Annotated in this window: 19 protein-coding genes; 16 read left to right on the top strand and 3 right to left on the bottom strand. The window is 68.1% G+C overall.

The genetic code is table 11. The features are described from left to right. Positions 1–42: 42 nt before the first annotated feature. The 13 genes from hrcA to ACKN61_RS13560 all read left to right on the top strand — a co-directional run bounded on the left by hrcA (position 43) and on the right by ACKN61_RS13560 (position 17,686). Positions 43–1,095 (top strand): heat-inducible transcriptional repressor HrcA, encoded by a 1,053-nt coding sequence (gene hrcA, locus ACKN61_RS13620; RefSeq protein WP_408949996.1) that lies wholly within the window; start codon positions 43–45, stop codon positions 1,093–1,095. Between the two features lie 467 nt (positions 1,096–1,562). Next, a complete protein-coding gene (gene grpE, locus ACKN61_RS13615) occupies positions 1,563–2,081 on the top strand; it encodes a nucleotide exchange factor GrpE (protein ID WP_408949995.1) in 519 nt (172 codons plus the stop codon). Positions 2,082–2,309: 228 nt separating this feature from the next. Then, positions 2,310–4,226, top strand: a complete 1,917-nt coding sequence (gene dnaK / locus ACKN61_RS13610; RefSeq protein WP_408949994.1) for a molecular chaperone DnaK — start codon at positions 2,310–2,312, stop codon at positions 4,224–4,226. 127 nt (positions 4,227–4,353) lie between these two features. Beyond that, positions 4,354–5,487: a molecular chaperone DnaJ gene (dnaJ, locus tag ACKN61_RS13605; RefSeq protein ID WP_408949993.1), complete on the top strand. Its 1,134-nt coding sequence runs from the start codon at positions 4,354–4,356 to the stop codon at positions 5,485–5,487. Between the two features lie 461 nt (positions 5,488–5,948). After that, complete coding sequence (locus tag ACKN61_RS13600) at positions 5,949–7,883, top strand: DUF3857 domain-containing transglutaminase family protein (protein WP_408949992.1); 1,935 nt, start codon at positions 5,949–5,951, stop codon at positions 7,881–7,883. 135 nt (positions 7,884–8,018) lie between these two features. Beyond that, positions 8,019–8,756 carry a 4-hydroxy-tetrahydrodipicolinate reductase gene (dapB, locus tag ACKN61_RS13595; RefSeq protein WP_408949991.1) on the top strand — a complete coding sequence of 246 codons (738 nt, stop codon included), beginning with the start codon at positions 8,019–8,021 and terminating at the stop codon, positions 8,754–8,756. A 377-nt stretch (positions 8,757–9,133) separates the two neighbouring features. Continuing rightward, positions 9,134–10,261 (top strand): glutamine-hydrolyzing carbamoyl-phosphate synthase small subunit, encoded by a 1,128-nt coding sequence (gene carA / locus ACKN61_RS13590; protein WP_408949990.1) that lies wholly within the window; start codon positions 9,134–9,136, stop codon positions 10,259–10,261. After that, a complete protein-coding gene (locus tag ACKN61_RS13585; protein ID WP_031372728.1) occupies positions 10,261–10,707 on the top strand; it encodes a DUF6973 domain-containing protein in 447 nt (148 codons plus the stop codon). Before carA ends, ACKN61_RS13585 begins: the two co-directional genes overlap by 1 nt. Before the next feature lie 7 nt (positions 10,708–10,714). Beyond that, on the top strand, positions 10,715–13,966 hold the full coding sequence (carB, locus tag ACKN61_RS13580) for a carbamoyl-phosphate synthase large subunit (protein WP_408949989.1): 3,252 nt from the start codon (positions 10,715–10,717) through the stop codon (positions 13,964–13,966). A 213-nt stretch (positions 13,967–14,179) separates the two neighbouring features. Next, positions 14,180–14,656, top strand: coding sequence for a transcription elongation factor GreA (gene greA / locus ACKN61_RS13575; RefSeq protein WP_036149007.1), 477 nt, complete (start codon positions 14,180–14,182; stop codon positions 14,654–14,656). Between the two features lie 42 nt (positions 14,657–14,698). Further along, a complete protein-coding gene (locus ACKN61_RS13570) occupies positions 14,699–15,640 on the top strand; it encodes a phosphoglycerate mutase (RefSeq protein WP_408949988.1) in 942 nt (313 codons plus the stop codon). Positions 15,641–15,648: 8 nt separating this feature from the next. Further along, on the top strand, positions 15,649–17,373 hold the full coding sequence (gene recJ / locus ACKN61_RS13565; protein ID WP_408949987.1) for a single-stranded-DNA-specific exonuclease RecJ: 1,725 nt from the start codon (positions 15,649–15,651) through the stop codon (positions 17,371–17,373). 64 nt (positions 17,374–17,437) lie between these two features. Continuing rightward, on the top strand, positions 17,438–17,686 hold the full coding sequence (locus tag ACKN61_RS13560; protein WP_408949986.1) for a hypothetical protein: 249 nt from the start codon (positions 17,438–17,440) through the stop codon (positions 17,684–17,686). Positions 17,687–17,853: 167 nt separating this feature from the next. On the opposite strand, the gene ACKN61_RS13555 is transcribed toward ACKN61_RS13560, so the two are convergent. Beyond that, complete coding sequence (locus ACKN61_RS13555; protein WP_408949985.1) at positions 17,854–18,834, bottom strand: NAD(P)-dependent oxidoreductase; 981 nt, start codon at positions 18,832–18,834, stop codon at positions 17,854–17,856. An 86-nt stretch (positions 18,835–18,920) separates the two neighbouring features. Between ACKN61_RS13555 and ACKN61_RS13550 the strand changes: the two genes are divergently transcribed. Beyond that, positions 18,921–19,496 carry an ANTAR domain-containing response regulator gene (locus ACKN61_RS13550; protein WP_031372736.1) on the top strand — a complete coding sequence of 192 codons (576 nt, stop codon included), beginning with the start codon at positions 18,921–18,923 and terminating at the stop codon, positions 19,494–19,496. 7 nt (positions 19,497–19,503) lie between these two features. Then, positions 19,504–20,580, top strand: coding sequence for a CmpA/NrtA family ABC transporter substrate-binding protein (locus tag ACKN61_RS13545; protein WP_408949984.1), 1,077 nt, complete (start codon positions 19,504–19,506; stop codon positions 20,578–20,580). Positions 20,581–21,011: 431 nt separating this feature from the next. On the opposite strand, the gene ACKN61_RS13540 is transcribed toward ACKN61_RS13545, so the two are convergent. Together ACKN61_RS13540 and ACKN61_RS13535 are read right to left on the bottom strand one after the other, a co-directional pair. Next, complete coding sequence (locus ACKN61_RS13540; protein WP_408949983.1) at positions 21,012–21,485, bottom strand: DUF1456 family protein; 474 nt, start codon at positions 21,483–21,485, stop codon at positions 21,012–21,014. Positions 21,486–21,731: 246 nt separating this feature from the next. Further along, positions 21,732–22,493 carry a glutathione S-transferase N-terminal domain-containing protein gene (locus ACKN61_RS13535; RefSeq protein ID WP_408949982.1) on the bottom strand — a complete coding sequence of 254 codons (762 nt, stop codon included), beginning with the start codon at positions 22,491–22,493 and terminating at the stop codon, positions 21,732–21,734. A 231-nt stretch (positions 22,494–22,724) separates the two neighbouring features. On the opposite strand from ACKN61_RS13535, the gene ACKN61_RS13530 reads away from it, so the two are divergent. Beyond that, complete coding sequence (locus ACKN61_RS13530; RefSeq protein WP_408949981.1) at positions 22,725–23,330, top strand: hypothetical protein; 606 nt, start codon at positions 22,725–22,727, stop codon at positions 23,328–23,330. Position 23,331 lies beyond the last annotated feature (1 nt).

Below are 23,331 nucleotides of genomic sequence, written 5' to 3'. Positions count from 1 at the left end.
ATGGCGCTTGCGCCGGCCCGCGTCTGTGCCTATATCCACAGCATGAATCGCCGACCGCCCGATCCGAGCCTCGACCCGCGCGCGCGGCAACTGCTGCGCACGCTGATCGGCCGCTACATCCACAGCGGCGAACCGGTCGGATCGCAGACCCTGGCCAAGCATGCCGGCCTCGACGTCAGCGCGGCGACGATCCGCAACATCCTGGCCGACCTGGAAGACGTCGGCCTGCTCAGCGCGCCGCACGCCTCGGCCGGGCGCATCCCGACCGTGCAGGGCTACCGCCTGTTCGTCGACTCGCTGCTGCAGGTGCGGCCGTTGCCGGAAGGCGAGGTCGCGCGCCTGCGCAGCGAGCTGCCGTCGGGCTCGGGCACCCAAGCCTTGCTGGGCAGCGCTTCGGAGCTGTTGTCGGCGATGACCCACTTCGTCGGTGTGGTCAGCGTGCCCAAGCGCGAGCAGTTCGCGTTCCGGCGCATCGATTTCGTGCCGCTGGACGCCCAGCGGGTGCTGGCGATCCTGGTGTTCGCCGACCAGGACGTGCAGAACCGCATCATTCAGACCCGCCGCCCCTACGACGCCGGCGAGCTCGAACGGGTCGGCAACTACCTCAACGCACACTTTGCCGGGCGGCCGGTGGCCGAGATCCGCGCCACCTTGCTGATGGATCTGCGCAACGCCCAGTCGGAGATGCAGACCTTGCTCGCGCAGTCGGTCGAGCTGGCCGAGCAGGTGTTGACCCCGGACAACGACGACATGGTCCTGGCCGGGCAGACCCGGCTGATGGGCGTGCAGGAGCTGGCCGACCTGGACCGCCTGCGCGAGCTGTTCGAGGCCTTCGCCCGCAAGCGCGAGATCCTGCAACTGCTCGAACGCACCGTGCGCGCCCCCGGGGTGCGCATCTTCATCGGCGAGGAGACCGGCCTGGCGCCGTTGGAGGGCGTGTCGCTGGTGACCGCGCCGTACACCGCCGGCGGCCGCGTGCTCGGCGTGCTGGGGGTGATCGGCCCGACCCGCATGGCCTACGACCGGGTGATCCCGGTGGTGCAGGCGGCCGCGGATGCGCTGGGGGATGCGTTTGCGGTCACCGAAGGGGACTGACGGGGCAGCCCCAAACGCGGTCCCTTGGGGACTGACGGGGCAGCCCCAAACGCGGTCCCTTGGGGGCTGTGCTCATGTTCGCCCTTGGTAGGAGCGGCGTGAGCCGCGACCAACCGAAGTGGACTGAAACCAGGGGCGATCCCGCCTCCGAAGCCGGTCCAACCGTCCCGCCCATTCCAGTTAGCCGGAGCCCAGGGTAGGAGCGGCGCGAGCCGCCACCGCCATCTCTCCGGTGGGGCCAATCTTTTGGAGACCATCGGCTTCGGGCCGAGCCGGGGTTGATCACTTCGGTTGATCGCGGCTTGCGCCGCTCCTACCCAAAAGCCGGCGCCGCCGGGGTGCGCAATCGCCTCCCGAAACCCGCCGCTCGACGCCGATGCCGGGCGATCGATGCAGATCCGGGCACTTGAACCGCACCATCGCGGCCCCATAGCTGGCCTGTCGCGGAAAAACCGCCAGGACCCAGCATGAACCAACACGACCCTTATTCCGAACTCAACCCGGCGGCCCAGGACGAGGTCCCGGGCGCCTCCGAGGCATCCGAAGTCGAGGCGCTGCGCGCCGAGCTCAGCAAGCTGCGCGAGGACACGCTGCGCGAACGCGCCGAACTCGACAACCAGCGCAAGCGCGTGTCGCGCGACGTCGAGATGGCGCGCAAGTTCGCCAACGAACGCCTGCTCGGCGACTTGCTGCCGGTGATCGACAGCCTCGAGGCCGGCCTGGCCGTGGCCGGCGACGACGCCAGCGCCTTGCGCCAGGGCATGGAACTGACCCTGCGCCAGCTGCTCAAGGTCGCCGGCGACAACGGCCTGGTCGCGGTCGACCCGGCCGGTCAGCCATTCAATCCCGAGCATCACCAGGCCATGAGCATGGTGCCGGCGCCGGGCGTGGCGCCGAACCACGTGGTCCAGGTGTACCAGAAGGGCTGGCTGCTCAACGAGCGCCTGCTGCGTCCGGCGCTGGTGGTGGTCGCCCAGGACGCCTGAACCATCCCGGGACGGTCCCGGCCGCGGCTTGCCGCGGTTGCGAAACCGAAGCGGGGGGCGGCGCGAGCCGCGAGCGGACGTACCGGGAAGGGCCGGGACGGACGTCACGAGGGCGGGGCACGGGCGCTTGAACTGCCCGGCACCTAGCCCCAGATAACGGACATCGGCGGCACGGCGCACAGCGCGGACCGCCCCAACTATTCAAGCATTCGAGAGGGAGCACTACGTATGGGCAAGATCATCGGCATCGACCTGGGCACCACCAATTCCTGCGTCGCGATCATGGAAGGCGGCAAGGCCAAGGTCATCGAAAATTCCGAGGGCGACCGCACCACGCCGTCGATCGTCGCGTTCACCAAGGACGGCGAAGTCCTGGTCGGCGCTTCGGCCAAGCGCCAGGCGGTCACCAATCCCAAGAACACCTTCTACGCGGTCAAGCGCCTGATCGGCCGCAAGATGACCGACGCCGAAGTGCAGAAAGATCTCGGCCTGGTGCCGTACGCGATCGTCCCGCACGACAACGGCGACGCCTGGGTCGCGACCCAGGACGGCAAGAAGATGGCGCCGCAGCAGATCTCGGCCGAAGTGCTGGGCAAGATGAAGAAGACCGCCGAAGCCTACCTGGGCGAGCCGGTCACCGAAGCGGTCATCACCGTGCCGGCCTACTTCAACGACAGCCAGCGCCAGGCGACCAAGGACGCCGGCAAGATCGCCGGCCTGGAAGTCAAGCGCATCATCAACGAGCCGACCGCGGCGGCGTTGGCCTACGGCATGGACAAGAAGGGCGGCGACCGTAAGGTCGCGGTCTACGACCTCGGCGGCGGCACCTTCGACGTGTCGATCATCGAGATCGCCTCGGTCGACGGCGAGATGCAGGTCGAAGTGCTGTCGACCAACGGCGACACCTTCCTCGGCGGCGAAGACTTCGACAAGCGCGTCATCGACTACTTGGTCGAAGAGTTCCAGAAGGACCAGGGCATCGACCTGCGCAAGGATCCGCTGGCGCTGCAGCGCCTGAAGGATGCGGCCGAGCGCGCCAAGATCGAGCTGTCGTCCTCGCAGCAGACCGAAGTCAACCTGCCGTACGTGACCGCCGACGCCTCGGGTCCGAAGCACCTCAACATCAAGCTGACCCGCGCCAAGCTGGAGTCGCTGGTCGAGGACCTGGTCAAGAAGACCATCGAACCCTGCCGCATCGCCCTCAACGACGCCGGCCTGCGCGCCAGCGACGTCAGCGAAGTGATCCTGGTCGGCGGTCAGACCCGCATGCCCAAGGTCAGCCAGGCGGTGGCCGAGTTCTTCGGCAAGGAACCGCGCAAGGACGTCAACCCGGATGAGGCGGTTGCTGTCGGTGCGGCCATTCAGGGCGGCGTGCTGGCCGGCGACGTCAAGGACGTGCTGCTGCTCGACGTGACCCCGCTGTCGCTCGGCATCGAGACCCTGGGCGGCGTGTTCACCAAGATCATCGAGAAGAACACCACGGTGCCGACCAAGGCCTCGCAGACCTTCTCGACCGCCGAGGACAACCAGTCCGCGGTGACCGTGCACGTGCTGCAGGGCGAGCGCGAACAGGCCCGCTTCAACAAGTCGCTGGCCCGCTTCGACCTGTCCGGCATCGAACCCTCGCCGCGCGGCATGCCGCAGGTCGAGGTGTCGTTCGACATCGACGCCAACGGCATCCTGCACGTCAGCGCCAAGGACAAGAAGACCAACAAGGAGCAGAAGGTCGAGATCAAGGCCGGCTCGGGTCTGTCCGAGGAAGAGATCGCCAAGATGGTCGCCGACGCCGAAGCCAACCGCGAGGAAGACCAGAAGTTCCACGAGCTGGTGCAGGCGCGCAACCACGCCGACGGTCTGATCCACATGGCCCGCAGCACGATCAAGGAGCACGGCGAGAAGTTGCCGGGCGACCAGATCGGCCGCGCCGAGGCGGCCATCGCCGACCTCGAAACGGCGATGAAGGGCGACGACAAGGGCCAGATCGAGGCCAAGTCGAAGGCGCTGGAAGAAGCCGCGCAATCGCTGTTCGCCGCGGCCCAGGCCGCGCAGCCGGACGCCGGCGGCGCCGCCGAAACCGGTTCGGCCAAGGCCGAGGACGTGGTCGACGCGGAATTCACCGAAGTGAAGGACGAAGACAAGAAGTAACCCGGGATTCGGGATACGGGATTCGGGAATCGGAAGAGCCAGTCTCTGCCGGTTCCCGATGTCCTTTCCGACCTGGTAAGTCCTCGCTGTAACGAATCCCGACTCTCGAATCACGAATCCCGGCCTTATGAGCAAACGCGACTATTACGAAGTGCTGGGCGTTGCGCGCAACGCCAGCGACGACGACCTGAAGAAGGCCTATCGCCGCTGCGCGATGAAACACCATCCGGACCGTAACCCGGGCGACGCGGCCGCCGAGGCCGCGTTCAAGGAGTGCAAAGAGGCCTACGAGGTCCTGGCCGACGCCAACAAGCGCCGCGCCTACGACCAACACGGCCATGCCGCGTTCGAACACGGCATGGGCGGCGGAGCCGGCGGCCCCGGCTACGCCGACATGGGCGATATCTTCGGCGACATTTTCGGCAACATCTTCGGTGGCGGCGGAGGCGGCGGTTCGCGCGCGCCGCGTCGCGGCGCCGACATCGGCTACGTGATGGAGCTGTCGCTGGAAGAGGCGGTCGGCGGCATCGAGAAACAAATCGAAATCCCGACCCTCGACGCCTGCGACACCTGCGAAGGCAGCGGTTCGGCCGAAGGCAAGGTCGAGAGCTGCACGACCTGCGGCGGCCGCGGCCAGGTGCGTTTCCAGCGCGGCATCTTCTCGATGCAGCAGACCTGCCCGCATTGCAACGGCCGCGGCCAGAGCATCGCCAACCCCTGCGGCGACTGCCACGGGCAAGGCCGGGTCGAACGCACCAAGACCCTGTCGGTGAAGATTCCGGCCGGCGTCGACAACGGCGACCGCATCCGCCTGACCGGCGAAGGCGAGGCCGGCCCGACCGGTTCGCCGCCGGGCGACCTGTACGTGGAAGTGCGCGTGCGCGAGCACGAGATCTTCCAGCGCGACGGCGACGACCTGCATTGCGAGGTGCCGATCCGTATCTCGCAGGCGGCGCTAGGCGACACCATCCGGGTGCCGACGCTCGGTGGCGAAGTGGAGCTGCGCATTCCGGGCGAAACCCAGAGCGGCAAGCTGTTCCGTCTGCGCGACAAGGGCGTCAAGTCGGTGCGCAGCCGCAAGCCGGGCGATCTGTACTGTCGCGCCGTGGTCGAGACGCCGGTCAATCTGACCCCCGAGCAGCGCGAGCTGCTGGAGAAGTTCGAGGCTACGTTCGTGGGTGAGGGGGCGCGAAAGCACTCGCCACGGTCCTCCACCTTTCTCGACGGGGTCAAAGGGTTCTGGGACCGCATGACGTCCTGACGGGCGCCGTCTCGAACGCATAGGAAAGAGGGGCTTCGGCCCCTTTTTCGTGGGCGGCGTGAAGTGGTTATTCGCGCGGTCGATGTGGAAGCGGCTTTTCTCGGCGGCCTCCGTGGCGATTACCGATCGTCTTGCAGTTCGCGGTCGCGGCTCGCGCCGCTCCTACCCTTTGCATTCGTCGCTTTCGGGGCAGGAGCGGCGTCCCGCAAGGATTTCCTTCGGGCACGAGCCGCGACCGCGGGGCTTCCGTCGCAGCGTCGTTTGCATCTGCCCGCGCATAGCCAACGCGGCACATCCAAGCGGAGAAAGATCAGGTCGGGTCGAGCGCGTGCTCCTCCGCAATCGGCTGCGCTGCGTCGCGCAACAAAACGCCGACCGATGTGGTAGAACGTTGCCGCGCTGATCGGCGCGGCGGGATGCCGCAGGCAACCGCCTCTCATACGGAATCAGGGGTAGAAGGGATGCGAATGATTACGCTGCGGCTGTCGGCCGCGATCTGTTTCGTGCTGGGCGCCGGCATCGCCGCGGCGCAGACCTCACCGTCCGCCGAGCAGGCCAAGGCGCCGGCCGCCGCCGCGAAGGCCGCCAGCGCCAAATCGGCCAAGGACGAGCCCCTGCGCAACGAGCGCCTGCACCTGACCTATACGGTCCAGCCGGACGGCGCCTATATCGAACAGCGCGAATCGGCGATCAAAGTGCTGCAGGAGAGCGCGCTTGAATACGTCAAGCACGAATCGGTCAGCTACAGCGCCAGCATCCAGACGCTGGACATCCTCGAGGCCTACACGCGCAAGGCCGATGGCCGCCGGATCGATGTGCCGAAGTCGAACTTCCAGGTCGAGACCAACGACGGCCGCGAGGGCGGCGGCCCGGCGTTCTCCGACATCGCCACCACCAGCCTGGTGTATCCGGACCTGGCGGTCGGCGATACGGTCGTGCTGAGCTACAAACTGACCGGCAAGAAGCCGATGTTCGAAGGCCATTTCTCCGACATCACCGGCTTCAACAGCGACAACTACCAGGGCGATATGCGCATCAAGATCGACGCGCCCGCCGGCATGTGGACCCAGAAGCGCAGCTTCGGTGCGCTCAAGCAGGTGCGCGACGAGACCGTCGGCGATCGCCAGATCGTCGAATGGTCTTTCCAGAACCTCAACCCCGTCGAAAGCAAGGACAAGAACCGCACGATCTACGATATCGAGCAGTCCACCGGCTACGCCTATTCGACCTTCCGCAGTTACGGCGACATCGCCAAGGCCTACGGCGAACGCGCGCTGCCCAAGGCGGTGCCGACGGCGCGGGTGCGCAAGCTCGCCGACGAGATCGCCGCCGGCAAGAGTTCGCAGCGCGACGTCGCCCAGGCCTTGTACGAATGGGTGTCGACCAACATCAGCTACGCCGGCAATTGCATCGGCCTGGGCGCGGTGGTGCCGCGCGATCAGGAGTTCGTGATCGACAACCGCATCGGCGACTGCAAGGACCATGCGACCCTGCTGCAGGCGCTGTTGGCGGCCAAGGGCATCGAGGCGACCCAGGCGCTGATCAACGCCGGCAACGTCTACAAGCTGCCGAGCGTGCCGGTCGCGTCCAGCGTCAACCACGTCCTGAACTATCTGCCGGGCCTGGACCTGTACGTCGACGCTACGGCCAAGGGCATTCCGTTCGGCGAACTGCCGCCCTCGATCGCCGGCAAGCCGGTGTTGCGCATCGACCGGCCCGAGTTGGCGGCCAAGACGCCCGGCTACAAGGCCCTGGGCAATCGCCAGCGCGTCAGCACCCAGATCAGCGTGCTCGAAGACGGATCGATGAAAGGCAAGGTGGAGGTCGAACTGGTCGGCCAGCCGGCGATCGCGACCCGGGCCGGCTTGAAGGATCTAAGCGCCGAGGACGCCAAGGAACTGATCAAGAAAGTATTCGAACGCGGCGGCCTCAGCGCCGAAGGGGTGTTCACCCAGGACGACCCCAAGCCGCTGCGCAACGCGCATCGTTACAGTGCGACCTTCGAGGTCAAGCAAGCGCTGCCGGTTCCCGGCGCGTTCCCGCTCCGCCCGGTCCTGTTCAATCCGATGCCCGTCGCCTCGTTGGTCGGCAGCGGCGCCGAAGAGCTCAGCGACGAGGCCGAAGGGACGTGCACCGGCGGTCGTTCGGAAGAGATCTACCGGATCGAGTTTCCGGCGACGATGAAGGTCATTGCGGTGCCTGCGAACCTCAGCCTGGAGTCGGGCGGGTCGCGTTATGTCGCGACCTATACGCTCAAGGGCAATGTGCTCGAGGCGAGCCGGGTGATCGAGGACGCAACGGTGGGGCCGGTGTGCAGCAGCGAATACAACCAGGCCTACCAGGCGTTCGCGAAGAAGGTGCTGCCGAACCTCAAGGCCCAGGTGGTTTACCAGTAACCCTGGTCGCCGGCCGAACGCGGCCGTACTGGCAAAGGAGTCGTCGCGGCAGGAATGCCGCGACGAGTTCCGCGAGGCGATTCGATCGAACGGTTTCGCTTGTCGCCGGGGGCGCACAGCCGCTAGCCTGCGCGCATGAGCGAACACAGCAAATCCCCGGTCCGTCTCCTGATCCACGGCGCCTCCGGGCGCATGGGCCAGGCCCTGCTGCGTCTGGCCGCCGAGCGCGCGGACTTGAGCGTGGTCGCCGCGTACTCGCGTTCGCAGCCGCCGCAGCGGGTCATCGACGGGGTGCCGCATTTCGCCGTCGGCGAGTTGTCGGGGGCGCCGGAGTTCGACGTCGCCATCGATTTCAGCCTGCCGCAGGGCTTCGACCCGGTGCTGGCCTTGTGCGCCGCGCGCGGCAAGGCCCTGGTCTCGGGCACCACCGGGCTCAGCTCGGTGCAGAACGCGGCGATCAACGACGCCGCCAACGGCATCGCCGTGGTCTGGGCGGCGAACTACAGCCTCGGCGTGGCGGTGCTGACCGAGCTGGTGCGTCGCGCCGCCGCGGCCTTGCCAGGCTGGGACTGCGACGTGGTCGAGGCCCATCACACCCGCAAGCTCGATGCGCCTTCCGGCACCGCCTTGCACCTGGGGGCCGCCGCGGCGATCGGCCGCGGCGAAGAGCCGCATTACGCCAGCCTGCGCGCCGGCGACATCGTCGGCGAGCACACGGTCCAGTTCGCCGCGGCCGGCGAGCGCCTGGAGCTGATCCACCGCGCCACCAATCGCGACATCTTCGCCCGCGGTGCGCTCGAAGCCGCGCTGCGCGTCGCCCACCAGGCGCCGGGGCGCTACGGGCTGGCCGAGCTGATGTTTCCGAATCTGTGATCGGCTTTCGAGCTGTCGCCCGGGCCTGAACCGGCGTGGCGCGGGGCTCGGGGCCGTCGCGCCCGGCCCGGAATGGCCGCGCCGGGGCCCGCGGAGCGGGGCGCCCAGGCTTCGTTCAGGCAGTTGCAGAGGGTTCGAAGCGCCGCAATCGCGATAAATCCGCGGCGAATGTCTCGCGGCGGCGTAGCCTGAACGGCCCGGGCCGCTGCAATTCGGGCAAATTTTAGCTGGCTTCCGGAGCCCATCGCCGCTAGAATTCCGGCTCGCCTGAATCCCGAACGCCGGACCGGTCCCGCACCGCGTCCGCGCTTTGCTGCAAGTCGGTTTTGCCGATGTCGCGCACGGGATCAGATCCTTCGGCAGCCAAGGCGACCCCCGTGACTCAACCCGCAATCCTCGCCCTCGAAGACGGTACCGTATTCGAGGGCGTTTCCGTAGGCGCGCCCGGCCTCAGCGTCGGCGAAGTCGTATTCAATACCGCGATCACCGGCTACCAGGAAATCCTCACCGATCCCTCGTACGCCCGCCAGTTGGTCACCTTGACCTATCCGCACGTCGGCAACACCGGCTGCACCGACCAGGACGACGAAGCGCGCCAGGTCTGGGCCTCGGGCCTGATCGTCCGCGATGTGCCGCGTCGCCCCAGCAACTGGCGCAGCCAGGTCGCGCTGCCGCAGTGGCTCAGCGAGCGCGGCGTGGTCGCCATTTCCGACATCGACACGCGCAAGCTGACCCGCTTGCTGCGCGACACCGGCGCCCAGAACGGCGCGCTGATGGCGGGCGAGATCGATGTGGCCAAGGCGCTCGAAGCCGCGCGCAAGTTCCCCGGCCTGAAGGGCATGGACCTGGCCAAGGAAGTCTGCACGCGCGAACGCTACGAGTGGACCGACGGCCAGCTCGACCTGGACCGCAACGCCTTCGTCAACGTCGAGCCGCGCTTCCATGTCGTCGCTTACGACTTCGGCGTCAAGCTCAACATCCTGCGCATGCTCGCCGAGCGCGGCTGCCGCGTCACCGTGGTGCCGGCGCAGACCCCGGCCGCCGAGGTGCTGGCGCTGAACCCGGACGGCGTGTTCCTGTCCAACGGCCCCGGCGACCCGGAGCCCTGCGACTACGCGATCGCCGCGATCAAGGAATTCGTCGCCAGGAAGATCCCGACCTTCGGCATCTGCCTGGGCCACCAGCTGCTCGGCCTGGCTTCGGGCGCGAAGACCCTGAAGATGAAGTTCGGCCACCACGGCGCCAACCATCCGGTCCAGGACCTCGATTCGGGCCGGGTGATGATCACCTCGCAGAACCACGGCTTCGCCGTCGACGAGGCCTCGCTGCCGGCCAACGTGCGCGTGACCCACCGCTCGCTGTTCGACGGCAGCAACCAGGGCATCGCCCTGACCGACGCGCCGGCCTTCAGCTTCCAGGGCCATCCGGAAGCCAGCCCGGGTCCGCACGACGTGTCGCCCTTGTTCGACCGCTTCGTCTCCATGCTCGAGCAGGCCAAGGCCTGATGAGCGCAGCGCCGGCCCAGCCGCCGCGCCGACGCCGCTGGCGTCTGCGCGCGTTGGCGGTGCTGGCCGCGCTCGCCGCGTATCCCGCCTTCGTGATGATCGCGGTGTACGCGCAGTGGTTCGCCGCGGCGCTGCCCGGCGGACGCAACGGCCCGGCCGATGCGTACCGCCATAGCCTCGCCAGCGCGATCGTCGCCTACACCTTATCGCCGCGCTGCGTCGACTGGGTGACCGCGGTGATGGAGCGGGGCGGCCAAGGCAACCCGAGCCGGGCGATGGATGCCCACAACAACCGGATCGGCGCGCGCCTCGGCGCCGCCGCCCCGACCTGGACCGCGATGCAGCGCGAAGTTCGCGCCGCGGTCGACCATGGGGCGATCGATGCACGATCGCCCGAGCAGATCACCTGGCGCGCGCCCGACGCGTGGCAGGACCGACTTTACTGAGGACGACATGCCCAAGCGTACCGACATCAAAACCGTCCTGATCATCGGCGCCGGCCCGATCGTGATCGGACAGGCCTGCGAATTCGACTACTCCGGCGCGCAGGCGTGCAAGGCGCTGCGCGACGAGGGCTACCGCGTCGTGCTGGTCAACTCGAATCCGGCCACGATCATGACCGACCCGAACATGGCCGACGCCGTGTACATCGAGCCGATCAACTGGCAGACGGTCGAGAAGATCATCGCCAAGGAAAAGCCCGACGCGCTGCTGCCGACCATGGGCGGCCAGACCGCGCTGAACTGCGCGCTCGACCTGGCCGACAACGGCGTGCTGGAGAAGTACAACGTCGAGCTGATCGGCGCCAAGCGCGACGCCATCCGCATGGCCGAAGACCGCGAGCTGTTTCGCATCGCGATGAGCGAGATCGGCCTGGAATGCCCGAAGGCGGAAGTCGCGCGCACCTTCGAGCAGGCCGTCGACATCCAGACCCGCGTCGGCTACCCGACCATCATCCGCCCCAGCTTCACCCTCGGCGGCACCGGCGGCGGCATCGCCTACAACAAGGAAGAGTTCGAGGAGATCGCCAAGCGCGGCCTGGAACTCTCGCCGGTGCACGAAATCCTGGTCGAAGAGTCGGTGCTGGGCTGGAAGGAATTCGAGATGGAAGTGGTCCGCGACACCGCGGACAACTGCATCATCGTCTGCTCGATCGAAAACTTCGACGCGATGGGCGTGCACACCGGCGACTCGATCACGGTCGCGCCGGCGCAGACCCTGACCGACAAGGAATATCAGCGCCTGCGCGATGCCTCGATCGCGGTGCTGCGCAAGATCGGCGTCGACACCGGCGGCTCCAACGTCCAGTTCGGCATCAACGCCCACGACGGCCGCGTCGTCGTCATCGAAATGAACCCGCGCGTGTCGCGCTCCTCGGCGCTGGCGTCCAAGGCCACCGGTTTCCCGATCGCCAAGATCGCCGCCAAGCTCGCCATCGGCTACACCCTGGACGAGTTGCGCAACGAGATCACCGGCGGCGCCACCCCGGCTTCGTTCGAGCCGAGCATCGATTACGTCGTCACCAAGATCCCGCGCTTCGCCTTCGAGAAGTTCCCGCAAGCCGATGCCCGCCTGACCACGCAGATGAAGTCGGTCGGCGAAGTCATGGCGATGGGCCGCACCTTCCAGGAGTCGCTGCACAAGGCGCTGCGCGGCCTGGAAACCGGCAAGGTCGGCCTCGACCCGACCGGCCTGGACCTGAGCAGCGAAGCCGACCTGACCAAGCTGCGCCGCGAATTGAAGGAGCCGGGCCCGGAGCGCATGTTCCACATCGGCGACGCCTTCCGCGCCGGCATGAGCGTCGAGGACGTGCACGCACTGTCGTTCGTCGACCCGTGGTTCCTCGACCAGATCGAAGAGCTGATCGCCAGCGAACGCGAAATCGCCGAAGGCGGCCTGGGCGCGCTGGACAAGACCCGCATGCGCGCGATCAAGCGCATGGGCTTCTCGGATGCGCGCATCGCCCAGCTGACCGGCACCGACGAGACCGCGGTGCGCACCCTGCGCCGCGCCATCGGCGTGCGCCCGGTGTACAAGCGCGTCGACTCCTGCGCCGCCGAGTTCGCCACCAGCACCGCCTACATGTACTCGACCTACGAGGACGAGTGCGAAGCCGCGCCGAGCAACCGCGACAAGATCATCGTGCTCGGAGGCGGCCCGAACCGCATCGGCCAGGGCATCGAGTTCGACTACTGCTGCGTGCATGCCGCGCTCGCCCTGCGCGAGGACGGCTACGAAACCATCATGGTCAACTGCAACCCGGAGACGGTCTCGACCGACTACGACACTTCCGACCGTCTCTACTTCGAGCCGCTGACCCTGGAAGACGTGCTCGAGATCGCCGACCTCGAAAAGCCCAAGGGCGTGATCGTGCAGTACGGCGGCCAGACCCCGCTCAAGCTCGCGCGCGCGCTCGAAGCCAACGGCGTGCCGATCATCGGCACCAGCCCGGACAGCATCGACCTGGCCGAGGACCGTGAACGCTTCCAGCAACTGGTGCAGGAGCTGGGCCTGGCCCAGCCGATCAACCGCACCGCGCGCAACCCCGACGAAGCGCTGCTGCTGGCCGGCCAGATCGGTTACCCGATGGTGGTGCGCCCGAGCTACGTGCTCGGCGGCCGGGCCATGGAAATCGTCTACTCCGACGCCGACCTGACCCGTTACATCCGCGACGCGGTCAAGGTTTCGAACGATTCGCCGGTGTTGCTCGACCGCTTCCTCGACAATGCCGTCGAGGTGGACGTCGACATCATCGCCGACCGCGAAGGCCACGTGCTGATCGGCGGCGTGATGGAGCACATCGAGGAAGCCGGCGTGCATTCGGGCGATTCCTCGTGCTCGCTGCCGCCGTATTCGCTGTCGGCGGGCACCCAGGAACGCCTGCGCCAGCAGGTCGTGGCCCTGGCCAAGGCGCTCAAGGTCGTCGGCCTGATGAACACCCAGTTCGCGATCCAGACCGATGCCGAAGGCAACGACACGATCTTCCTGATCGAGGTCAACCCGCGCGCTTCGCGCACGGTGCCGTTCGTGTCCAAGGCCACCGGCATGGCGCTGGCGAAGATCGCCGCGCGCTGCATGGTCGGCCAGACCCTGGCTTCGCAGGGCGCGCTCGAAGAAATTGTCCCCGACTACTACTCGGTCAAGGAAGCGATCTTCCCGTTCGCCAAGTTCCAGGGCGTCGACCCGATCCTCGGACCGGAGATGCGCTCGACCGGCGAGGTGATGGGCGTCGGCAAGAACTTCGGCGCGGCGATGGCGCGCGCGCAGGAAGCCGGCGGCATCAAGGCGCCGCCGGTCGGCAAGGCCTTCATCTCGGTGCGCGACCCGGACAAGCTGCGCGTGCTGCCGGTGGCGCAGGAACTGGTGCGTCGCGGCTATACGCTGGTCGCGACCAGCGGCACCCAGAGCTTCCTCAGCGAGAACGGGGTCGCCTGCGAACTGGTCAACAAGGTCACCGAGGGGCGTCCGCACATCGTCGACCTGATCAAGAACGGCGAGATCGTCTACATCATCAACACCACCGAAGGCCGCCAGGCGATCTCGGACTCGTTCTCGATCCGCCGCGAGGCTTTGCAGCAACGCGTGACCTACTCGACCACGGTGTCGGGGGCGCGCGCGCTGGTGAACTCGCTGGACTACCGCGGCACCGGTCCGGTCTGGTCGCTGCAGGAACTGCACGCGCAGATCGGCGCCGCCACGGCCTGAGGGGCCACGGACCATCCGAACGAGCGGGCCCGGCGCTGGCCGGGCCCGCTTGCCCCTTTCCCGCTTCGAGCGGGGCAGGGGACGCCCTCTCCCGCTTGCTGCCGCTCCGGAACCCGGCGCCCCGTCACAAGGGTGTCAAGCGCGCGCGTTCCCGGCACAATGGGTCAACAATCAACTCGATCGGCCGGGACAGCCCGGTATGAGGAAGCTGGAATGAGAGCACCAATGACGGTGAAGGGTGCGCAGCGTCTGCGCGCCGAGCTGGAAGAACTGAAGTCGGTCAAGCGGCCGGCGGTCATCAACGCGATTTCGGAAGCGCGCGCCCACGGCGATCTCAAGGAGAACGCCGAGTACCACGCCGCGCGCGAACAGCAGGGTTTCATCGAAGGCCGCATCAAGCAGCTCGAAGCCGAGCTGTCGCATGCCCAGGTCATCGACATCAGCCAGCTCAACGCCGGCTCCAAGGTAGTGTTCGGCGCCACCGTCGAGCTGGCCAACGTCGACACCGACGAAGAGCGCAAGTACCAGATCGTCGGCGACCTCGAAGCCGACATCAAACTCGGCCTGATCGCGATTTCCTCGCCGGTCGCGCGCGCCCTGATCGGCAAGAACGAAGGCGACAGCGTCGTCATCGAAGCGCCGGGCGGTACCCACGAGTACGAGATCGTCGGCGTCAGCTACGAAGGCTGACCGTGACCGGCATCCGCGCTCGTCGTGCATGAATCGCCGCGCATGAACAGCGTCACCCTGCTGCTGCCCGAACGGGCCCGTTTCGGCGGCCAGCGCCTGAGCGAGGCCTTCGGGCGCCGGCTCGGGCGCGCCGATCGCAGCGTCGAGGCCGGCGGCCAGGCTGCGCGCGTGTTCGACATCCTGCCGCGCGGCTGGCCGGTCGCGGCGGTGACGCGCCAGCGCGACGTCGGCGACGCCATGCTCGGCGCCTGGCTGCGCGCCGATCCGGCCTATGTACGCCCGGACATCAACGGCGCGCGCTTGTTGGCTTATGGCGAGGCCTTGTCGCTGAGCGAACGCGACAGCGCCGCGCTGCTGCCGGCCTTGAAGCCGTTGTTCGGCGATGCCGGCTTTCCGATCGATGCGCCGACGCCGACGCGCTGGTATCTGGCGCTGTCGCGCGAAGCGCGTCTGCCGCGTTTCGCCTCGCCCGAGCAGGCGCTCGGCGAAGACATGTTCCAGCACCTGCCGGGTGTCGAAGGCGACGGCCCCGAGGGCCGCCGTTGGCGCGCCTTGCTCAGCGAGGCGCAGGTGGTGCTGCACAACCATCCGCATAACGCTCAGCGCATCGCCGCCGGGCTGGCGCCGATTAATTCGCTGTGGTTCTGGGGCGGCGGCGTGCTGCCCGATCACGTCCGCAGCGAATACGGCGAAGTGCGCAGCGACGACGAGGCCCTGACCGCGTTCGGCGCCCAGGCCGGCATCGTCGCCGGCGAGCTGCCGCCGGCCTGGAGCGCGGGCGAGGGCGCGCGGCTGTTCGATCTGCGCGGCGCCCGCGACGTTACCCCTTTGCAACGCGACTGGTTCGAGCCGATCGGACTCGCGCTGGATGCCGGTGCACTCGACCGCGTCAGCCTGGCCTTCGCCGACGGCGAACGTTTCGAATTCGCGCGCTCGCAGCGCTGGCGCTTCTGGCGCAAGCCGCTGCGTTCCCTGCAGGATTGAACGGCACGATGAAACCCGTCGCACGCTTGCGCCGCCGCGAACCGGCTGAAGCGGGCTCGTGGCCGGATGCGATTCCGCCCTTGCTGCGCCGGGTCTACGCCGCGCGCGGCGCGACTTGCGTCGAACAGGCGCAACCGCGGCTGACCCAGTTGCTTCCGCCCGACGGCATGCTCGGCCTGGATGCGGCGACCGCCTTGCTCGCCGATGCCATCGCCGCCAATCGCCACATCGTCGTGGTCGGCGATTTCGACTGCGACGGCGCCACCGCCTGCGCGGTCGGCGTGCGCGGCCTGCGCATGCTCGGCGCCAAACGCGTGTCGCACGCGGTGCCGAACCGCATCGTGCACGGCTACGGCCTGTCGCCGGCCCTGGTCGACGAACTCGCCGCGCTGCAACCCGAGCTGTTGGTCACGGTCGATCACGGCATTGCCTGCCATGCCGGCATCGCCGCCGCGCGCGGGCGCGGCTGGCAGGTGCTGGTGACCGATCACCATCTGCCCGGCGAACATCTGCCGCTCGCCGATGCGATCGTCGACCCGAACCAACCCGGCGACGCCTTCCCCAGCAAGATGCTGGCCGGCGTCGGGGTGATGTTCTACGTGTTGCTGGCGCTGCGCCGCCGCCTGCGCGACGCCGGCGCCTTCGGCGACGGCAACGGCCCCGACCTGAGCGTGTTGCTCGATCTGGTCGCGGTCGGCACGGTCGCCGACCTGGTGCCGCTCGACGCCAATAACCGCGCCCTGGTCGCCGCCGGCCTGCGCCGTTTGCGCGCGGGGCAGGGCTGCGCCGGCCTGCGCGCGTTGATCGAAGTGGCGCAGCGCGATTACCGGCGGCTCACCGCGTCCGACATCGGCTACGCCCTGGCGCCGCGCCTCAATGCCGCCGGCCGCCTCGAAGATATGGCGCTCGGCATCGAATGCCTGCTGACCGAGAACGCCGCGCAGGCGCGCGACATCGCCTCCACGCTCAACGAGATCAACGCCGAACGCCGCGCCGTGCAGCAGCAGATGACCGACGAGGCCGAGCTCGCCTTCGCCCGCGTCGCCATCGACGCCGCGGCGATGCCGATGGCGCTGTGCCTGTTCGACGACGATTGGCACCCCGGCGTGGTCGGGCTGGTCGCCTCTAAGATGAAGGAGCGCCTGCATCGGCCGGTGATCGCCTTCGCGCCGGCCGAGCCGGGCAGCGAGCAGTTGCGCGGTTCGGCGCGCTCCATTCCCGGCTTCCATATCCGCGACGCCCTGGCCGACGTCGCCGCGCAACATCCCGACTTGATCGAACGCTTCGGCGGCCATGCGATGGCGGCCGGCTTGTCGCTGCGCCTGGATGCGTTCGACGCCTTCCGCGAGGCCTTCGAGGCCTGCGCGCGTCGCATCCTGACCCCGGAACTGTTGCAGGCCGACGTGCTCAGCGACGGCGAGCTCGAAACAGGCGAATTCGATCGCGTGCACGCCGAATCGCTGCGCGATGGCGGCCCCTGGGGCCAAGGTTTCCCCGAGCCGATTTTTTCCGGAAATTTCGAGGTCGTCAGCTATCGAGTGCTGAGCGAAAAGCACTTGAAGCTGGTGCTGCGAATGGAAGGCAGGGCGGAGCCCTTGAACGCCATCCATTTCAACGGCTGGGAGGGAGTGCCACCGCCGAAGTACGTCGTGGCGGCATTCAAGCTCGAGCCGGACGACTACCGGGGCGGGGACGCGATCCAGCTCAATGTGGTCTACCGAGAGTCGGTCTGAACGCCAGTCCGGCCGCTTCGCCCGCTTCTCGCGGACAGTAACCTTCAAGATCGTAGGTACCACCATGCAAGTACATTTGTTTCGAGGACCCGGCCGCGTCTTCGGCTTCACCAGCGATGTGTCCGGCGCCAACCTGCCTGCGCAGTTTGCCCCTTGGTCGCATTTCATGAGCGTGGAGATGCGGCAGGGCGAGTCCATGGCGGGTGTCGATGTCGATGAGTGCCTCGCGGACATGCAGACCTTCGGCGTGCATGTAACCGATGCTCACGTCCGCATCACCGAGCAGGCCCTGCAGCACGGCGAACGCGCGTAGGTCATTCATGGCCGGCAGTTCGCGGCCTGACCGGCACCGGGCCCGGATCGAGCGCTTGCCCGAGGCGGGCCTTGATCCGCGCGAGCACCGCGACTGCGTGCAGTCGCCCGATGCGCTTGCTCAGCCCCGCGTCATGCGTTCGATGCGTGCCATGCCGGTGCTTGTGCTTACGACGACAGGCCCGCGATCACTTCATGCGCGACGCCCTGTTCGGCGAGCCGCTTAGCCAGGGCATCGCCGGGCGCAGTGCGGTAGGCATCGCCGGGTTGCAGGCAGACCACGCAATCGCCGGCTTCGACGTGGCGGAGCAATAACTGCCATTGCTGCTCCGCATCGGCCGGCAGCGGCCGGCGCGGGGCGTCGCGCCGTGCCAGCACCAACACCGGCGCGGCGACGTCGGGGCCGTACAACAGCACGTCGGCCTGATTGAGCGCACGCAGCGCGCGCAGGGTCAGTTGCCCGGCGTCGCCGCCGCCGGTGCCGACCAGCAGCACCATGCCGCTGCGCGAAACCGCGTCGCTATGTTGCAGGGCCTTCCGGAACGCCTGTTCTGCCTGTTCGCTCTCGCCGCGTTCGAGCAGGCCCGGCACCGGGCCGTCGAGCACCTGATCGAACCAACGCCGCCGTTGCGCGAGTTGCGGCAGCGCCTGCCGGATCGTGTCGCGGTGGCGTTCGAACAGGGCGGCGAGTTCGCCGAGCGAGGGATCGAGCTGCGACTCCAGACGCTCGCGCAGACGCCGGGCCAGCATCGGTGCGGCACCGCCGGAGGAGATCGCGACCTGCAAGGGCGCGCGGTCGACCAGGGCCGGGATCTGGAAGCTCGACAGGGTGGCGTCGTCGACGATGTTGGCCAGGCGCTTGCGGCGCCCGGCCTCGTCGGCGAGGCGCTGATTGAAGGCGTGGTCGTCGGTGGCCGCGATCAGCAGCCAGGCCTGGTCGATCCAGTCCGGGTCGAAGGTCCCCTCGCGGCGCCTCAGCCGGCCCTCGTCCAGCCATTGCTGGAGGGTTTCGTTGAGCGCATGGGCGTGCACCTCGACCCGCGCCCCGGCCTGCAGCAGGGCGTCGATCTTGCGGGTGGCGACCTCGCCGCCGCCGATCACCAGGACCTCGCGGCCGGACAGGTTGGCGAACAGGGGAAACAGCGCCATGCGGGTTCCTGAGGGCGGTTGGGATGGCTCGCGGCCGCTCATGTTGCATGGCAACATGGGGTCGAACTCCGCCAGCCAGGGCTGCAATGCTACGCGTCCTCTTGGTCACCGACACCGACAAGCCGATCGGCCAGCTGCGCAACGCGCTGCTGGCGGCCGGGCACGAGGTGCTGGACGAAGTGGCCGCCACCGGCGCCTTGCTGCGGGCGGTGGAGACGCAGCAGCCGGACGTGGTGATCGTCGACGTCGACTCGCCCTCGCGCGATTCGCTGGAGCAACTGGCGATGCTGCACCAGCACGCACCGCGGCCGGTGGTGATGTTCTCCGCCGACGGCGACCACCAGCTGATCCGCGCCGCGGTCGGCGCCGGGGTCACCGCCTACGTGGTCGACGGGCTGGCCCCGGAAAGGCTGGCCTCGATCATCCAGGTGGCGTTGGCGCGTTTCGAGCAGCAACTGCATATCCGGCGCCGGCTCGACGACGTCCAGCAGCAGTTGCTCGACCGCAAGCTGATCGACCGCGCCAAGGGCCTGCTGATGGAGAAGCGCGGCATGAGCGAGAGCGAGGCCTACGCCGCGTTGCGCCAGCAGGCGATGCGGCAGGGCGCCAAGCTGGTCGACGTGGCCCGCCGGATCATCGCCATGGCCGACCTGATCGGATGAGGGCCGCATGACTATCGACGACGATGTGCCGACGCTGACCCTGGGCTACATGCCCCTGATCGATTGCGCGCCGCTGATCGCGGCGGTGCGGCTGGGGCTGGACCGGCGCCACGGCCTGCGCCTGGTGCTGAAGCGGCAGGCCTCGTGGGCGGCGATCCGCGACAAACTGCTGTCCGGCGAACTCGATGCCGCGCATACGCTCGCCGGCCTGGTCTACGGCATCGATGCCGGCATCGCCGGGCCGCAGGCCGATCTGGCGATCCTGCTGACCCTCAACCAGAACGGCCAGGCCATCACTTTGTCGCCGCGGTTGGCGCAGGGCCTCGCTGCAGGCCGGCCGCTGCGCGAGTTGTTGGCCGAGCTGCCGAGGCGGCCGGTGTTCGCCCAGACTTTTCCGACCGGCACCCACGCAATGTGGCTGTACTACTGGCTTGCCGCACAAGGCATAGACCCGCTGCGTGACATCCGCAGCCTGACCCTGCCGCCGCCGCAGATGCCGGCCGCGCTTGCCGACGGCGAACTCGATGGGTATTGCGCCGGAGAGCCCTGGGCGACCCAGGCCGAAGCGCTCGGCGTCGGCCGGCTGGCGATCCGCAGCGGCCAACTGTGGCCGGGGCACCCGGAGAAAGTACTGGCCTGCCGGCGCGAGTTCGCCGCCTTGCAGCCGGAGCTCGCGTTGGCGTTGACCGCCACTTTGCTCGACGCCTGCCGTTGGCTGGACGATGCCGAGCACCGACGGCAGGCGGTGTCCTGGCTGGTGCAGCCGGAGGTGATCGGTTTGCCCGCCGCGTCGATCGAAGCCTGTCTGCTGCCGGGCGGCGCCATCGACGCCAGCGACAGCGGCCTGCGTTTCCACGACGACGGCCGGGTCAACTTTCCCTGGCTATCGGACGGGAGCTGGTTTCTGCAGCAATTCCGCCGCTGGGGTTGGCTGGCGCCGGCGCAGCCGGACGAAGACGCGACCCGGCTCGGCAACATCCACCGCCTCGACACTTATCGCGAGGCGGCGCAGCGATTGCAGGTCGCGGTGCCGGCCGCCGACAGCCGCCGCAGCCTGCTGTTCGACGGAACGGTCTGGGAATGATCGAACGCGGCGAATCGGCTCCCTGCAGGAGCGAGGTGAGCCGCGACCGCAGAATGCGCCGAGATGGCGAGGCCGTGGTGATCCGTCGAAGCGGCGCGCTCTCGCAGGGTAGGGGCGGCGCAAGCCGCGACCGCGTCGTTTCGGTCTCGCGCTGTCTCGCCCAAGCGACGAGATCCAGATCAATCGCCAAAAGCTTCCGCCGCTTCGGCGACAGAAAATAACTCGGCCGCGTCAGCGGACGGCGTTTGCCATCGAAGTTGCTTGATCGTCCTGCGACAAGAAACGCCGCGGCCGCCAATCGCGCGGTCGCGACTCGCGTCGCTCCTCACCCTGCGAAAGTTCGAAACCTCGAACAATGACGACGGCCGTGCAGTTTTTGCTCATGCCTTGCTCGCAAAAGGCGCGGCCGATGGCCGCGCCGCTGCTCGGCCTCAGCCGCCGCCGCGCACGCGCAGGGTCAGGCCCTTGAGGAAATTGCGCAGCAGCTGATCGCCGCAGAGGCGGAAATTCTTGTGGTCGGCCTGGCGGAACAAGGCCGTCAGCTCGGGCTTGGAAATCGGGAAGCCGGCATCCTGGAAGGCCTGGTGCATGTCGACGTCTTTCAGTTCGAAGGCGACCCGCAGTTTCTTCAACACCACGTTGTTGGTGACGCGTTTTTCCACCGGGCGCTGCGGCTGGCTTTCGTCGCGGCCGCGGTAGTGGAACACCAGGCCGTCGAGAAAATGCGCGAGCACCAGGTTGCTGCACTCGGCATAGCCTTCCTCGTCCTCCTTCTTGAGGAACGCCAGGACGTCGGCCTTTTCCAGGGCCAGGTTCGGGTCGGCCAGCTTGGCGATCTCGACGACCTTGAGGTCGCTGAGGTCGAGCATGTAGCGGATGCTGCGCAGTACGTCGTTGTTGATCATCGGTGTTCCATGGCGTCGCGCCTGTTGCGGGCTCAGGCGTAGCGCGAGTCGGGTTCGGGGTCTTTCGTGCTGCAGGCGCCGCCGGGCGCGAGGCCGGGGCAGCCGCTGGAAAGTCGTGGGTGGGCCATTTTGGCATCCCTGGGCGCGAAGGGGTGAACGGGGGGCTCCCGTCGTATCCGGCGTTCGCAGGCGTGGCCCGGACAGGACGATGGCCGGATTTGGATGTTCAGCTCGGCGCTGGCGCGGTCAATCGGCAGCCGCGGACAACTGCGAGTAGGACGTCGTCCGCGAACGCGCCAGAGACGCCCGCCAATCCAGCAGATCGCTGAATTCCTGCGCGAGTTGCGGGTCGCTCCAGCAGCGGCGGTGGGCCGGGCCGAGCGGCGGCTCGGTACGGGCGATGGGGGCGATGCCTTCGAGCACGACCGCCATCGCGATGTCGGCGTAGCCGAAGCGCTCGAACAGATAACCGCTGCCGGAGCGATCCAGGCCCTCGCGCAGTCGTTCGAGTGCGCGACGCAAGGCGCCGGGGACGAGCAGGTGCTGGTATTTCCTGTCGAGCCGGCGCGCGGCATCGCGGGCGACGAAGCGCAGCGGCGGGCGCAAGGGCGCAGGCAGCAGGCCGGCCAGGGCTTCGTCGAGGGCAGGAGGGCTGGCGAGCACGCCGCGCACGACGCGGGTGCGGATTTCGGCGAGCGCGGCCTCGCTGAGTTCATTCCAGGCCGCGATCGCGGCGAAATCGCCGAGGCGGCCGTCGCCGGCCTGGGCATCGGCATGGCGGGCGATGTCCCAGGACCCGCGTACGACCTGCGCATCGGTCAGCAGCACCGGCACCGAGACCGCACCGGACCATTGCCGCATCCGCCAGCGCAGCCAAGGTTCGCTGAGGGTGGGGGTGTACTCGCGATAGCCGAAAGGCAGGCCGCAGTGCTCCAGCGCCCAGCGCGCCTTCTGCGTCCACGGCGAGAAGGATTCGCCGACCAAGAGCGCCGCCGGACTCGTCTGCATGCCTTGCTCCCACCCCGGATGACATCGGTTGAAGCTTGCACGATCCAGCATCGCACGGTTTGAAAGGGTGACCCTTACCGCCTTTCGTTACGCAGGCGCAGAGGTCGCATCTTCGCCACGCGTCGGGATGGCGGGCGAGCCCCCGACTGGCCTCGCAGCTCCCGCCTTAATGGCCCTGTTTCGTCCTTCGCGGCGCCGCTACTTTTCCGGCAGGCACAGGAGGACGGTCGGATGAAGCAGATCGGCTACGCGCTCGGCGCCGCGCTATTGGCGGCGGCAATGGTCATGGCCCCGGTGGCGATGGCGACGCAGGACACACCCAAGACGACGAAGCCGGCCGATCTGTCCGGCCTGCGCGATTTCGATTTCTTGAACGGCCATTGGAAGACCAAGCACCGGCGGCTCAAGCAACGCTTCGTCGGCAGCAGCGAATGGATCGAGTTCGACGGCAGTTTCAGCCAGCGCCCGTTGATGGACGGGTGGGGCAACACCGGCGACAACGTCTTCAATATGCCCGGTGGTGCCTATCGCGGTGTCAGCCTGCGCGCCTACGACGCGAAGACCGGGCAATGGACGGTGTGGTGGCTCGACGGGCGCAATCCCGGCGACGACCTGAGCCCACCGAACAAGGGGCGCTTCGAGCGGGGCCTCGGGCGTTTCTTCGCCAAGGACACGATGCAAGGCAAACCGGTGCTGGTGCGGGTGACCTGGTCGCAACCCAGCCCGGACGCGCCGCGTTGGGAGCAGGCGTTCTCGACCGACGACGGCAAGACCTGGGAGCTCAACTGGGTCACCGATTTCATTCGCGTCGATGCCAAGACTGCCGCCGCCGACTGAG

Origin of the sequence: Lysobacter sp. Hz25, assembly GCF_046097045.1 — a bacterium.
GTDB classification, from domain to species: Bacteria; Pseudomonadota; Gammaproteobacteria; order Xanthomonadales; family Xanthomonadaceae; genus Lysobacter; species Lysobacter antibioticus_B.
Note: the sequence above shows the minus strand (reverse complement) of the source record. Positions and strands in the feature narration are given on the sequence as shown.